This is a genomic window from Streptomyces sp. NPDC001480, assembly GCF_042894725.1.
Taxonomy (GTDB): domain Bacteria; phylum Actinomycetota; class Actinomycetes; order Streptomycetales; family Streptomycetaceae; genus Streptomyces.
Window position 1 is genome coordinate 1 of sequence record NZ_JBIAVX010000034.1, and the last position, 12,862, is coordinate 12,862.

The 12,862-nt window shown below is 71.5% G+C and carries 13 protein-coding genes and 1 riboswitch; of the genes, 5 read left to right on the top strand and 8 right to left on the bottom strand.

The window, feature by feature from the left end; all coding sequences use genetic code 11:
- Positions 1-114 precede the first annotated feature (114 nt).
- Positions 115-516: a winged helix-turn-helix transcriptional regulator gene (locus tag ACFY01_RS43615; protein ID WP_390741337.1), complete on the bottom strand. Its 402-nt coding sequence runs from the start codon at positions 514-516 to the stop codon at positions 115-117.
- A gap of 95 nt (positions 517-611) precedes the next feature.
- Between ACFY01_RS43615 and ACFY01_RS43620 the strand changes: the two genes are divergently transcribed.
- From ACFY01_RS43620 to ACFY01_RS43630, 3 genes are all read left to right on the top strand, one after another.
- Positions 612-1,466, top strand: coding sequence for an SDR family oxidoreductase (locus ACFY01_RS43620; RefSeq protein WP_390741338.1), 855 nt, complete (start codon positions 612-614; stop codon positions 1,464-1,466).
- Positions 1,467-1,666: 200 nt separating this feature from the next.
- Positions 1,667-2,605, top strand: a complete 939-nt coding sequence (rarD, locus tag ACFY01_RS43625; protein ID WP_390741375.1) for an EamA family transporter RarD — start codon at positions 1,667-1,669, stop codon at positions 2,603-2,605.
- 29 nt (positions 2,606-2,634) lie between these two features.
- Entirely contained in the window at positions 2,635-3,105 is a 471-nt protein-coding gene (locus tag ACFY01_RS43630; protein ID WP_390741339.1) for a VOC family protein, read from the top strand.
- A 55-nt stretch (positions 3,106-3,160) separates the two neighbouring features.
- Here the strand turns inward: ACFY01_RS43630 and ACFY01_RS43635 are convergent, their stop codons facing one another.
- Complete coding sequence (locus tag ACFY01_RS43635) at positions 3,161-4,132, bottom strand: hypothetical protein (RefSeq protein ID WP_390741340.1); 972 nt, start codon at positions 4,130-4,132, stop codon at positions 3,161-3,163.
- A gap of 214 nt (positions 4,133-4,346) precedes the next feature.
- On the opposite strand from ACFY01_RS43635, the gene ACFY01_RS43640 reads away from it, so the two are divergent.
- Positions 4,347-4,934 carry a flavodoxin family protein gene (locus ACFY01_RS43640; protein ID WP_390741341.1) on the top strand — a complete coding sequence of 196 codons (588 nt, stop codon included), beginning with the start codon at positions 4,347-4,349 and terminating at the stop codon, positions 4,932-4,934.
- Between the two features lie 14 nt (positions 4,935-4,948).
- Here the strand turns inward: ACFY01_RS43640 and ACFY01_RS43645 are convergent, their stop codons facing one another.
- The 4 genes from ACFY01_RS43645 to ACFY01_RS43660 all read right to left on the bottom strand — a co-directional run bounded on the left by ACFY01_RS43645 (position 4,949) and on the right by ACFY01_RS43660 (position 9,423).
- Positions 4,949-5,830, bottom strand: coding sequence for an ABC transporter permease (locus ACFY01_RS43645; RefSeq protein ID WP_390741342.1), 882 nt, complete (start codon positions 5,828-5,830; stop codon positions 4,949-4,951).
- Positions 5,817-6,791 carry an ABC transporter ATP-binding protein gene (locus tag ACFY01_RS43650; protein ID WP_390741343.1) on the bottom strand — a complete coding sequence of 325 codons (975 nt, stop codon included), beginning with the start codon at positions 6,789-6,791 and terminating at the stop codon, positions 5,817-5,819. The genes ACFY01_RS43645 and ACFY01_RS43650 overlap by 14 nt, the downstream gene beginning before the upstream one ends.
- A gap of 63 nt (positions 6,792-6,854) precedes the next feature.
- The gene (locus ACFY01_RS43655) at positions 6,855-8,075 is read right to left on the bottom strand and encodes an outer membrane lipoprotein carrier protein LolA (protein ID WP_390741344.1); all 1,221 of its coding nucleotides are present in this window, start codon (positions 8,073-8,075) and stop codon (positions 6,855-6,857) included.
- Positions 8,076-8,412: 337 nt separating this feature from the next.
- Positions 8,413-9,423, bottom strand: a complete 1,011-nt coding sequence (locus ACFY01_RS43660) for a polyprenyl synthetase family protein (protein WP_390741345.1) — start codon at positions 9,421-9,423, stop codon at positions 8,413-8,415.
- Positions 9,424-9,953: 530 nt separating this feature from the next.
- Positions 9,954-10,136, top strand: a riboswitch (cyclic di-AMP (ydaO/yuaA leader).
- 5 nt (positions 10,137-10,141) lie between these two features.
- Between ACFY01_RS43660 and ACFY01_RS43665 the strand changes: the two genes are divergently transcribed.
- On the top strand, positions 10,142-10,627 hold the full coding sequence (locus ACFY01_RS43665; RefSeq protein WP_390741346.1) for a transglycosylase SLT domain-containing protein: 486 nt from the start codon (positions 10,142-10,144) through the stop codon (positions 10,625-10,627).
- A gap of 30 nt (positions 10,628-10,657) precedes the next feature.
- On the opposite strand, the gene ACFY01_RS43670 is transcribed toward ACFY01_RS43665, so the two are convergent.
- Both ACFY01_RS43670 and ACFY01_RS43675 read right to left on the bottom strand, forming a co-directional pair.
- Positions 10,658-11,488 carry an HAD family hydrolase gene (locus ACFY01_RS43670; RefSeq protein WP_390741347.1) on the bottom strand — a complete coding sequence of 277 codons (831 nt, stop codon included), beginning with the start codon at positions 11,486-11,488 and terminating at the stop codon, positions 10,658-10,660.
- Positions 11,489-11,647: 159 nt separating this feature from the next.
- Positions 11,648-12,850: an FAD-dependent oxidoreductase gene (locus ACFY01_RS43675; protein ID WP_390741348.1), complete on the bottom strand. Its 1,203-nt coding sequence runs from the start codon at positions 12,848-12,850 to the stop codon at positions 11,648-11,650.
- Positions 12,851-12,862: the final 12 nt, after the last annotated feature.

Genomic DNA, 12,862 nt, shown 5'->3' on the forward strand with positions numbered 1-12,862 from the left:
ACCAGATGGCCGACCAGCTGGACCACGCGGTCGAGCAGCGGGGCAAGGGCGACCTGGCCGCCCTGCTGGCCGGCGGCGACACCTGGACCGTCGTCGGCTGACGGCGGCGGTTCCTCAGGAGGCCCGGGTCTGCGCCGCCCGGGCCTCGTCGTATGCGGTGCGCGCCTGCTGCACGTCGTCCATCCGTTCCTGCGTCCACACCGCGAGCCCCCGTACCTGCTCCGCCGCCTCGCGGCCCATCTCGGTCAGGGAGTAGTCGACGCGGGGCGGGATCACCGGCTTGGCGTCCCGGTGGACCAGGCCGTCGCGCTCCAGGGTCTGGAGCGTCTGGGTGAGCATCTTCTCGCTGACGCCCCGGCCGATCCTGCCGATCTCGCGGCGCAGTTCGCTGAAGCGGTAGGAGCGCTCCAGGAGGGCGATGAGGACCAGGACGCCCCAGCGGCTGGTGATGTGCTCCAGAACGAGGCGGTAGGGGCACATCGCCTCGCCTGCCGGACCCATCTCACTTACTGTCATGACAGTACCTTACTTCAAAGTGGGTACTTTCCAGAAGTTAGTACAGCTCCTAGGGTGAGTGTCGAAGACGCACCCCACAAGGAGATCGCTGAATCATGAGCATCGTCGTCACCGGAGCCACCGGACACCTCGGCCGCCACGTGGTCGAGCAGCTGCTGGAGAAGGTCCCGGCCGAGCAGATCACCGCGGTCGTCCGCACCCCGGAGAAGGCCGCCGACCTCGCGGAGCGCGGTGTGCGGATCGCGGTCGCCGACTACAACACCCCCCAGACCTTCGACGGCCTCTTCGCCGCCGGCGACAAGGTGCTGCTGGTCTCGGGCAACGAGTTCGACAAGGGCCGCGTCCAGCAGCACCAGGTCGTCATCGACGCGGCCAAGGCGGCCGGTGTCGCGCTCCTCGCCTACACCAGCGCCCCGGGCACGCTGACCGCCGCGCTCGCCGACGACCACCGCGGCACCGAGAAGGCGCTGCTGGCCTCCGGACTGCCCTACACGCTGCTGCGCAACGGCTGGTACCACGAGAACTACACCGAGAACCTCGCCCCGGTGCTGGAGCACGGCGCGGTCGTGCAGGCAGCCGGCGACGGCCGGATCTCCTCCGCCTCCCGCGCCGACTACGCGGCCGCCGCGGCCGCGGTGCTGGCCGGCGAGGGGCACGAGAACAAGACGTACGAGCTGGGCGGCGACGAGGCGTGGGGCTTCGCCGAGTACGCGGCCGAGCTGAGCCGGCAGACCGGCAAGGAGATCGTCTACAACCCCGTCTCCGTCGAGGCCTACGAGGGCATCCTGGCGGGCGCCGGTCTGCCGGGGCCGCTCGCCGCGATCCTGGCGGGCGTGGACGCCTCCATCGAGAAGGGCGAACTGGTCGTCTCCACCGGCGACCTCTCCCGACTGACCGGCCGTCCGACCACCCCGCTCGCCGAGGCGATCAGCGCCGCGCTCAAGGGCTGAACTCCCCCCGTTCGGAGCCCTTGGGCCTTCGACCCCGCCTGTCATGACCGTATAGCGATACGGGCATGACAGGCGGGGGTGCTCGGCGCTACCTTCGTCCAGGCGGACAGGATGTACGGAGTGAGCAGGAGGGGCCCGTGGCCGGGGAGACGAAGGGTGAGCGGCGGACAGGCCTGCTGAACGGCTTCGCGGCGTACGGGATGTGGGGCCTCGTGCCCCTGTTCTGGCCGCTGCTCAAGCCCGCCGGCGCGATGGAGATCCTCGCCCACCGGATGGTGTGGTCCCTGATCTTCGTCGCCGCCGCACTGCTGGTCGTACGGCGCTGGGCCTGGGCCGGTGAGCTGCTGCGGCAGCCGCGGCGGCTCGGACTGGTCGCCGTCGCGGCCGGGGTGATCACCGTCAACTGGGGCGTGTACATCTGGGCCGTGAACAGCGGGCACGTGGTCGAGGCCTCGCTGGGCTACTTCATCAACCCGCTGGTCACCATAGCGATGGGCGTGCTGCTCCTGAAGGAGCGGCTGCGGCCCGTGCAGTGGCTGGCGGTCGGTGTCGGCTTCGCGGCCGTGGTCGTTCTCACCGTCGGGTACGGGCGGCCGCCGTGGATCTCCCTGTGCCTCGCCTTCTCCTTCGCCACCTACGGGCTGGTGAAGAAGAAGGTCAACCTCGGCGGCATCGAGTCGCTGGCCGCGGAGACCGCGATCCAGTTCCTGCCCGCGCTCGGCTATCTGCTGTGGCTGACCGCGCACGGCGACTCCAGCTTCGCGAGCGGGGGCGCCGGGCACGCCGCGCTGCTCGCCTCGACCGGTTTCGTCACCGCGGTGCCGCTGGTCTGCTTCGGGGCGGCCGCGATCCGGGTGCCGCTGTCCACGCTGGGCCTGCTCCAGTACCTGGCGCCCGTCTTCCAGTTCCTGCTGGGCATCGCGTACTTCCACGAGGCCATGCCGCCCGAGCGCTGGGCCGGGTTCGCGCTCGTCTGGCTGGCGCTGGTCCTGCTCACCTGGGACGCGCTGCGCACCGCGCGCCGGTCGGCCCGGGCGCTGGCCGTCGCGACCGCCGCCGCGACCGCTCTTCCGGTGGACGCCGTCGTGCGGCAACCGGACGGCGTGGCATCCGGCCAGGAGCCGGAACCGGCCTCCTGACCGGCCCGGGTCGGCTATAAGTGGTCGCCATGACCCAGACGCCCGCACCCGCCCCGCTGCACTTCAAGATCGTCGTCGACGCCGCCGACCCGCACGCGCAGGCCGATTTCTGGGCCGCCGCGCTACACTACGAGGCCGAGGACAACAGCGCGTTCGTCGAGCGGCTGCTGGAGCTCGGCGCGCTGCCGGGCGAGGCCACCGTGGAGTACCACGGCCGCCCGGCCTTCCGGGACCTGATCGCCGTACGGCATCCGGACGACCCGTACGACAAGGAGCGCGGCACCGGGCTCGGGCGGCGGCTGCTGTTCCAGCGCGTGCCGGAGGCGAAGACCGGAAAGAACCGGCTGCACCTCGACCTGCACCCGGGTGAGGGCCGGCGCGATGCCGAGGTCGAGCGGCTCCAGGCGCTGGGTGCCCGGGTGCTGCGGCGGGTGACGGAGCCCGCCGGGGAGTGGGTGGTGATGGCGGACCCCGAAGGGAACGAGTTCTGCGTGCAGTAGGGCGTCGGGTTCGTGGGCGCCCGGTTCGTGGACGCCCGGTTAGGGGAGTAGCCCGTCAGGCGCCGGCCGCCCTGGTGGCACGGTCCGTCAGGCGGCCCATGCGGACGCGGGCGGACTCCAGCCGCTCCCGGTCGTCGAAAGCCGGACCCGGCCCGGCGACCAGTTCGGTCCACAGCTCGATCAGGTCCCGCCCCAGGCGCAGCCCGTCCTCGGGGTCGCGCACCGCACGCCAGGCGGTGGCCGCGCTCTGAAGGTTGCCGTAGGCGGCCTCCGCGTTCCGGCCGCGGTGGTGGAGGCGGGCCAGGTCGAGGGAGAGGTGGAAGGCGCGCAGCGGGTCGCCGGCCAGGTAGGCGATGTAGGCGGTCAGTTCGCGCAGGCGGAGCACCTCGGGGTGGCCGGCGCCCAGCATGTCCGCCGCCTGGACGACGGTGCGCTCGGCGAGTTCCGCCGCCGTCTCGATCCGGCCCTCCTTGACCGCCTCGTTGATCCGCGTCATGGGTTCGGTGAGCAGCGCGGCGCCCTCCGCGGTGGCGGTCACCGGGCCGTCGCCGAGGACCGCTTCGGCGACCGCGTCGAAGCCCCGGGCCGGCGTGTGGTGCCGGGTGTCGGGCTCGGGGGCGCGCTCCGGCGTCGACACGGGGAGCGGGAGCGGCTCGGGCGGGGGCGGGGGTGTGTCGTGGCGGGGTGGCTGCGGGGCGGTGGTCCGGGGCGGCTGCGGGACGGGGGCCCGTCCGTGCAGCCGCGGCTCGCCCGTGAAGCGGCTGGCGCCGTTCACATCCACCTCGAGGGGGACGACGCAGCCGACGCTGTCGTCGTGGACCATGGCGTGCACCGGGTGGCCAAGGCTGATGGCGAGGCGCTGGAGGTGGTTCAGGACGGCCTGCTGGATCTCCTGGCCGGGGGCGGCCATGACCGCCACCCCGCCGACGGAGGCGCTGCCCGAGCCCGAGACGCGCACGTCGACCGGGGCCGCCGGGTGCGGGTCGTTCCACAGGTCCCGCTTCTTCTCGAAGCTCAGTCGAGCCATCGGTTTCCTCACTCCCCCGGCCTCACGATCCGGTCGTACGCGTCCCTGCCCTCGAGTGTCTCCGCTACACCCCCGCTCGTGCGTCACCGCGACGTCACAGCCTCGCACCAGCCGGTCGCCACTGGACATCTAATTGCACGCGCATATAATGCAGATGCTTGTATTTTCGCGGTACGCCGATCATTTTGCGGTACATCGATCACCTGGGGGACCTATGAACCGCCGTTTCCTGTTCGTGCTCGGCAGCGCCCGTGCCGACGGCAACACCGAGCTGCTGGCGCGCACGGCCGCCGAACAGCTGCCGGGTGACGTAGAGCAGCAGTGGATCAGCCTGGCCGAGCACCCGCTGCCGGACTTCGTGGACCTTCGGCGCGACAGCGACCACGTACGGCCGCCCGCCGACACCAACACCGGCCTGCTGCTGGAGGCGACGCTCGCGGCCACGGACATCGTCATCGCCTCGCCGCTGTACTGGTACTCGCTGTCCGGCCTCACCAAGCGCTACCTGGACTACTGGTCCGGCTGGCTGCGCACCCCCGGCATCGACTTCAAGGCCACCCTGGCCGGGCGCACGCTGTGGGGCATAGCGGCGCTCGCCGACCGGGAGCCGTCGGTGGCCGCCCCGCTCGCCGACACGCTCAACAACTCGGCCGCGTACCTGGGGATGCGCTTCGGCGGGGTGCTGCTCGGCAACGGCAGCGCGCGCGGGGACGTGCTCAAGGACACCGAGGCGCTGGCCCGGGCGAAGACGTTCTTCACCGGCGAGGCCCCGCTCGCCCGCTTCCCGTACCAGGACCGCTGACCGGGCCGGTACGGCTAGGCCGTGATGTCCTTCGCCGTGAACCGTGCCCAGGCCGCCGAACCGAAGACCGCCGCGTACAGGGCCTGGACACCGAGGTTCTTCACCAGGTCGTCCCAGTAGACCGGGTCGCGCATCAGGTCGGCGAAGGACAGCCAGTAGTGGGAGAAGAAGTACGGCTGGAGCGCGTGCAGCTGGGGTATCTGGTCGAGGATCTGGACGGTGATGAGCAGGCCGACCGTGGTGGCCATCGCCGCGACCCCGCTGTTCGTCAGCGTGGAGACGAACAGGCCGAGCGCCGCGACCCCGACCAGTGACGCGGCGACGACCAGGGCGATCAGCAGGGCGCGGCCGAGACCGTCGGCGAAGCTGATCCTCGTGCCCGAGATGGTCGTCAGGTCGCCGAGCGGGAAGAGCAGCGCGCCGACCAGGAGGGCGGAGGCGGCGACCACGAAGGTGGCGACCAGGCAGAAGGCCATGACCGTCGCGTACTTGGTGAGCAGCAGGCGGGTGCGGCCGGCCGGGGCGACCAGGAGGTAGCGCAGTGTTCCGGCGCCCGCCTCGCCGGCGATGGCGTCGCCCGCCACCACGCCGATCGCCATCGGCAGGAAGAACGGGAGCGTCGCCGCCAGCGCCGTGAACACCAGGAACAGGCCGTTGTTGGTGATCTGCGCGATGAACGCCGGCCCCCCGCCCCCACCGCCGCGGCCGCCCCCCGACGAACCGCCCCGGGTCTCGATCTTCACGGCCACCCCGACCAGCACCGGCACCGCGGCCAGCACCCCGAGCAGCGCGAGCGTGCGCCAGCGCCGGAAGGTGACGGTCAGTTCGTTCCGCAGCAGACCGAGGGTCCACAGCGGGGTGGGGCGGCGTACGGCCACCGCCTCAGCCTGCGACATCGAAGCCCTCCCCCGTCAGCGCCACGAACGCGTCCTCCAGCGAGGCCCGCTCCACTCCGAAGCCGCGTACCCGCACCCCGGCCGTCACCAGCGCCGCGTTCAGCTCGGCGAGTTCACGGTCGGGCGGTTCGCCGCTGACCCGGTCCTCGGCGACGACGACGTCCGTGACGCCCTGCTCCTTCAGCACCCGGGCCGCGTCCCCCGGATCCGGCGTGACGACCACCAGCCGGCCGCGCGCCCCGGCCGCGAGGTCGGCCACCGGGCCCTGGGTGATCAGACGGCCCTGGGCCATCACCGCCGCGTGGGTGCACACCTGCTCGATCTCGTCGAGGAGGTGGGAGGAGAGGAACACGGTCGTGCCGTCCGAGGCCAACTCCCGCACCAGGGCGCGTATCTCCCGCATGCCCTGCGGGTCGAGCCCGTTGGTCGGCTCGTCCAGGACGAGCAGCCTGCGCGGCTGGAGCAGCGCGGCGGCCAGCCCCAGGCGCTGCTTCATGCCCAGGGAGTAGGCCTTCGCCTTCTTGCCCGCGGCGGCCGTCAGGCCCACCCGGTCCAGTGCGGCCGTGACGCGGGCGCGCCGGGTGCGCGGGTCGGCCGTCGGGTCGGCGGCGTCGTACCGCAGCAGGTTGTCGCGGCCGGAGAGGAAGCCGTACAGGGCCGGTCCCTCGATGAGGGCGCCGACCTGCGGCAGCACGGTGCGCGCGGCCCGGGGCATGGGTCGCCCCAGGACGCGCGCCGTGCCGGAGGTCGGCTCGATCAGGCCCATCAGCATGCGGATGGTGGTGGTCTTCCCGGAGCCGTTCGGACCGAGGAAGCCGAAGACGCTGCCCGCCGGGACGGTCAGGTCGAGACCGTCGACGGCGAGCTGTCCGCCGCGGTAGCGCTTGGTGAGCGCGCGGGTGTGGATGACGCTGTCACCCTCACCCCGCGCGGCCGGCTCCGTGGCGGACGCTTCGTCCATCGGCTCCCCTGTCTCGTCGTGCGTGTACTGCTTCGTCGTACGTGTACTGCTTCGTCGTAACGTCTAGCGGGCCGCGTCGGCCGCCTTCACCAGCGCGCTCTTGGTCACGGTGCCGACGTAGACCTTGCCGTCGTCCGTGATCAGGGCGTTGACCAGGCGGGTGGAGAACACCGTGCCCTTGCCGAACTTGCCGGTCACCTGGTCGCCGAGCGAGCCGAGGAAGCCGCCCATGTCGCCGCCGCCCGCACCGGTCGGCAGGCCGCCCTTGCTGCCGGAGTCGAAGGTGGCGATCGAGTTCCAGCCCTTGCCGAGGACGTCGAAGCCGTCGCGGCCCTTGGCGAGGTCCTTCCCGGCCTTGGGGGCGCCGGCCTTCGGGCCGCGCTTGCCGGGCGCCTTGGCCGCGTCGTCACCCTCGGTGACCTTCGCGCCCTTCGGCGGGGTGAAGTCGAAGGTCGAGGCGGCCGGCTTGGCGAAGCTGACCTGGGTGAAGCCCGCGTCCACGACGGCGGCGCCGCCGCTCGCCGGGGTCAGGGTGAACTTCAGCGGCATGCCTGTCTTCGCGTCCACGGCGATGCTGATCGCGCCCACCGTGGTGCTCGACTGCTTGGGCTTGATGAGCAGCTTGTAGGCGTCCCGGCCGGCGACCTGGACGGTGCCGTCGACGGTCACGGACGTGGTGTCGTCGACGGACTTCAGGGCCTCGTCGGCGAAGTCCTTCGGCGTGGCGGGGGTCTTCTCCCGCTGCTGCTTGCCGTGCTGGTCCGCGGTGCCGTGGTACACCTCGTTGGACCTGCTGTCGTAGCCCCAGACGTCCTTGCCGTCGTGGATGAGGCTGTACTCGGCGGCGCTCTCGATCAGCGAGACCTTCTGGCGGTCCGGTCCGTCGGCCGCCACGCGCAGCGTGTGACTGCCCGAGAGCAGTTCGGTGAGCTTGGATTTCGGGTCCGCGGACGAGCCGTCGCCGCCCTTGTTCGCCCCGGACAGCAGGCTGCTCTCCAACCCACCGAGGTTCGGCAGGCCGAGGTTGGTGCTGAACCGCACCGTGCCGGACAGCTGCTGCACGTCCGACGCGGCGATCTTGTCTATGAGCTGCTGTGCGCTGATCTTCGGCAGGTCGGGGTCACCGGAGTCGGCGAGCGCCGGGACCAGCCCGATGGTCGCCGCCGCCACCCCCACCACCGCGACCGGGACGACGTACCGGGCCGCTTTGCGGCGTCCGGCGGCCGTGTCGGTGTCGGCCATGCTGTCGTCGGACGTGGTGTCGTCGGATCCGTACGGTGCCATGTGTGCCTTACCTCCGTCGTCGGCGGCGGCTGTCCTCACCCTCGTCAACCCTGAGCCGCCATTCTCACCCGAATCGGTGAGGAGTGGTGATTTCCGTGGTTTCCATCTCACCAAATCGGCCGTGAGGATGCGTCAGACCCGGGAGGCAACTCGATGTACGCCTGCGGTATGACACGGGGAGGCGGGATGTACTCCGACCCGTAGGGGTCACGCTGGATTCTTTGTCAGCCCGTCTGGGGGTGCCCCCTCTGGGGGAGTTCGAGGACGAGGCCGTTCAGGCCGAAGCGGGGGGGCTGGGGGCGGCAGCCCCCAGGGCGCGCCACGCAGACCCCGGGCACTACCCGGCCCGGTGCACCACCGCATCGCACAGCTGAATAAGTGCCGCCTTGGCGTCACACTCCCGCAGGGGCGCCAGCGCCGCCCGCGCGTCCTCCGCGTAGCGCACGGTGTCCCGGCGGGCCTGCTCCAGTGCCGGGTGGGCGCGCAGCGCCGCCAGCGCCTCGGCGTGCCGGGTGTCGTCGGTCAGGTCGGAGTCGAGCAGGTCGCACAGGGCGATGTCCTCGGCCAGCCCCAGCCGGGCGGCCCGCTCCCTGAGGCGCAGCACGGGCAGGGTGGGGATGCCCTCGCGCAGGTCGGTGCCGGGGGTCTTGCCGGACTCGTGGGAGTCGGAGGCGATGTCCAGCACGTCGTCGGCGAGCTGGAAGGCCACGCCGAGCCGCTCGCCGTACTGGGTGAGGACGTCCACGACCGTCTCGTCGGCCCCGGACATCATGGCGCCGAAGCGGCAGGAGACCGCCACCAGCGATCCGGTCTTGCCACCGAGGACGTCCAGGTAGTGCTCCACCGGGTCGCGGCCGTCCTGCGGCCCCGCCGTCTCCAGGATCTGCCCGGTGACCAGCCGCTCGAACGCCAGGGCCTGCACCCGGACGGCCTCGGGGCCGAGGTCGGCGAGGATCTGGGAGGCGCGGGCGAAGAGGAAGTCGCCGGTGAGGACGGCGACGGAGTTGCCCCAGCGGGTGTTCGCGCTGTCCACTCCGCGGCGCACCGCGGCCTCGTCCATGACGTCGTCGTGGTAGAGCGTCGCGAGGTGGGTGAGCTCGACGACGACGGCCGAGGGCACGATTCCCGGCGCGTACCGGTCCCCGAACTGCGCCGCGAGCATCACGAGCAGCGGCCGGAACCGCTTCCCGCCCGCGCGCACGAGGTGCTGCGCGGCCTCGGTGATGAAGGGGACCTCACTCTTGGTGGCTTCGAGCAGTCCCTCCTCGACAGCCGCCAATCCGGCCTGGACATCGGCTTCCAGAGCCTGGTCCCGCACGCTAAGCCCGAACGGCCCGACGACGGTCACGAGGGGTCTCCTGTCTGCTGGTGCCTGCTGGCGATTACACGGTTTGTCGATAGGTCGCTGCCCTCACTCAAGTCAGCGTATCCGGTCAGCTTTCGATCACCGAGGGCGCCCACTGTTACAGGCCGGGCGCTATCGGACCACGCCCGTTATGTTTTCGATCGGTCGATAAGCACAGATATTTATCGACTTACCCGGAAGTACGACATGACTGCGCCGCTTGGAGCAGCTCGCCTTCCGCCCTCACGATCGATGCGCTACCCAATGCGGCGCCCCTCATGTCCCATTTGCCGCGATTGATATTCCGTGAATTGGGTCACTTCGGCCGATCGGAGCACTCCGCCGCCCGATAGGGGCATACCGCTTGCCGTCATTGGCCAGTTGAGGGTTGGCAGACGCAAAGGATCAAGCACCTCATACGCCTCACAACAAGGTCAACTAGGACTTTGTGTGAATCCGCTGCTTGTTCAGGACATGTGCTCTCGCATACGTTCCCGGCCGTCGGGCGGAACGCCGAATCCTGCCGCCGCCCGTCACACCCATCGACGAACTCATTCACGACGGCAGGAGCGGGGGACCCAGGTTTGCCGCCGGTCCGGACGACACCCGTCGTCCCGGAACGGCTAGGGGTTAAGCCGCACCGCCTTCGGGCGGCGCGGCCGGGCACCTCCCAGCCCGAACCCGACAGCTCACCTCGCAGGCGACGGAGAGGAACATCGACATGTCTGCTGCCGCTCAGCACCGTGCCCCCTTCGCCCGCCTCGCCCGCAAGCTCGCCGTCGCCGGCACCGGCGCCGCCGTGCTCGCCCTCCCGCTGATCGGCGCGACCAGCGCCTCCGCGGCCACCACCACGAGCGCCCCCGCAGCCGCCCCCGCGGTCACGTACGCGAACAACCTCGACGGCTGGATCCGCGAGTCGCTCGCGATCATGGCGGAGAAGGGCATCCCGGGCACGTACAACGGCATCTACCGCAATGTGATGCGCGAGTCGTCGGGCAACCCGGTGGCCATCAACCTCTGGGACTCCAACGCGGCGGCCGGCATCCCGTCCAAGGGCCTGCTCCAGGTCATCGACCCCACGTTCGCCAGCTACCACGTGGCCGGCACCTCGTGGAACATCTACGACCCGGTCGCCAACATCACGGCCGCCTGCAACTACGCCGCCCACCGGTACGGCTCGATCGACAACGTGTTCGGCGCGTACTGACCGTTCCGCTCCCCTGAGGGAGCGGGCCGCTCAGGGGAAGAGTCTTTCGAGGACGACGGCGATGCCGTCGTCCTCGTTCGACAGAGTGATCTCGTCGGCCACCGCCTTCAGTTCGGGGTGGGCGTTGGCCATCGCCACACCGTGGGCGGCCCAGTCGAACATCGGGATGTCGTTGGGCATGTCCCCGAAGGCGACGGCCCGTTCGGCGCTCAGCCCGAGGTGGTCGGCGGCCAGCGCCAGCCCGGTCGCCTTGTTGACGCCGCACGGCTGGAGTTCGACGGTTCCCGGCCCCGACATGGTGACCGTCGCCAGCGATCCCACGGCCGCGCGGGCTGTGGCGGCCAACTCGTCGTCCGACAGGGCGTGATGCCGCAGCAGGACCTTGCTGATCGGCTCGCACCACAGGTCGTCGCGCCGCCTGACCCGTACGGCGGGCAGTGTGGGGTGGGGCATCAGATAGCCGGGCTCGATGAGCGTGAGCCCATCCACCCCGCCCTGGTCGACGGCCGCGTACACCTCCCCCACCTCGGCCTCGATCTTGCCGAGCGCGGCCTCCGCCAGCTCCCGGTCCAGGGTGACCGACCACAGCAGGCGGTGGGCGCCGGCGTCGTAGACCTGCGCGCCCTGTCCGCACACCGCGAGCCCCGTGCAGCCGAGGTCGTCGAGCAGCGGCCGCACCCGCGGTGCCGGGCGCCCGGTCACCACGAGGTGCCGGGCACCCGCTCTCCCGGCCCTGGCGAGGGCGGCGAGGGAGCGGTCGGAGAGGGTGTCGTCGCCACGCAGGAGCGTTCCGTCGAGATCGGTCGCGACGAGCGAGAACGCAGGGGAGGTCGGGGGGGAATATGCGGGGGGTGCGGCCATGATCAGAGAATACGGACACCGCGCCCCCACGACTCACCACTGTTTTCAGCCCCAACTGGCGCCCACGGGCTCCTAGATGGCGGTGTCGAGGCGCGCGGGCGCGTCCCGCTCCTCCTCCGCCGCCCGCTGCGCGGGCGGCGGAGGAGGAGCGGTAGTACGTCAGCCGTGGGCCGCCGCGAGGTGCTTGGCCAGGCGCGGCGAGGCGAACTCGGTGCCGCAGACGAAGCGCATCACCGGGCCGTACGACGACGCCGCCGGAAGGCCGGTGAAGTACAGACCGGGGACGGAGGAGACGTATCCCGCGCCCAGCCGGGGCGCGCCCCGGCTCACCGTGAGCCGGGTGCGCAGCTCATGGCCGAGGAAGTCCATGGCCGCGATGTCCACGCGGTAGCCGGTGGCCGCGATGACGTGGTCGGCGGCGAGCCGGGTGGTCTGCCCGGCTCGGGTGCGGACGGTGAGGACCGGGCTGCCGCCGGAGGCGTCCGCGCCGGCCACCCGCTCGACCTCCTCCACCTCGACCTTCCCCTCGAAGCGGTCGCGCAGCCACCAGGCACCGAGCGGGCCGAGGACGCGGCGGACCAGGTAGTGGCGGGTGCGGGCCGGGAGGAAGCGGTAGGGGTGCGGGTAGTAGCTCAGCGCCCAGAGGGACCAGGCGCGGCCGAAGGGCGACTCGGGGCGCAGCCTCGGCTGGTTCCAGGGCGGGGCCCCGAAGGCGACCCGGCCGCGGCCCCGTGACACCACCCGTACCCGGGCGCCGGCCTCCGCTGCCAGGGCCGCCGTCTCCAGCGCGGACTGGCCGGCGCCGACGACGATCAGCTCCTTGCCGGAGAACCTGGTCAGGTCGTGGTGCTGGGAGCTGTGGGACACCGGGCCGGTGAGGCCGGGCCCGTCGGGCGCCGCCGACGCCAGCTCGGCCGGGAGGTGGGCCAGTCCGGACAGGCCGGTGGCGACCACCACCGCGCGCGCGGTGAACGACTCCCCGGAGTCCAGTTTGAGTTCGAAGCCGCCGCCCGGGCCCCGGTCCACGGACACCACCCGCACCCGCTCCAGGTCGGGCAGCAGCTTCTGCTGGAACCACTCGCCGTAGTCGATGAAGGTCTCGACCGGGATGATGTCCTCGTCGGTGACCAGTCGGCGGATGCCCGCCGCGTCGCAGTAGTCGGCGAGCGAGTGGCCGGGCTGGGGGCAGTCGATGCTGGACGCCGCCGGGGTGGACTTGAGGAGCATTCCGGCGGGCATGTGGTCGCGCCAGCTGACCATGGGATCGCCGAAGACGCGGACGGGGATGCCGCGCGCCCGCAGATGGGCGGCGGTGGACAGGCCGAACGGCCCGGCACCGATGACTGCAACCGGTTGAATCACGAAGTCCCTCCC